1 protein-coding gene is annotated in these 445 nt (G+C 56.2%); it reads right to left on the reverse strand.

Translation table 11 applies throughout. From position 1 onward, the window contains the following. Window positions 1-248 (reverse strand): hypothetical protein (locus ACZYOF_RS44365; RefSeq protein WP_463719671.1); only part of this gene is annotated, 248 nt, incomplete at its 3' end. Window positions 249-445 lie beyond the last annotated feature (197 nt).

Raw genomic sequence — 445 nt, forward strand, 5'->3', positions numbered from 1 at the left:
AAGCCTTCGTGGTAACGCTTGTCATGGCGTGGTCTCCAGCCCGGCGCGTCAACGCCGGGTGATTCGAGGTTGATCACCCCGGAGACTACGCCACTTTCAATTCCAACCGCTTTTCGGACGGCACCAAATTCGTCGTATCCTTCCGTTGAGGATTTCGTCGTAACGACGAAGACCGGTGAAGGCCGCCTGCCGAGTGAGGGGTGTTGTTCAGAACTGTCCTTTTGGACAGTGATAAGCGCAGTGCCCAAGTCGAACGGCTCGAAGTAGTGGACACGGTCGGCGGCGGCGCTGGTCCGGGGATGAGAAACTCAAGATCATCCTAGCATTACAGTTGTTTTTTTAGTGGGTTTCTGAATCCATGGGCAACCATGATTCGAAGATCGTGGACGCAGGCAGCGTCGATTGAGGAGACGCTTGCGTTGTGGGCGGCGTCGCTTCGGGAGAT

The organism is Bradyrhizobium sp. LeoA1Lang, assembly GCF_055413685.1.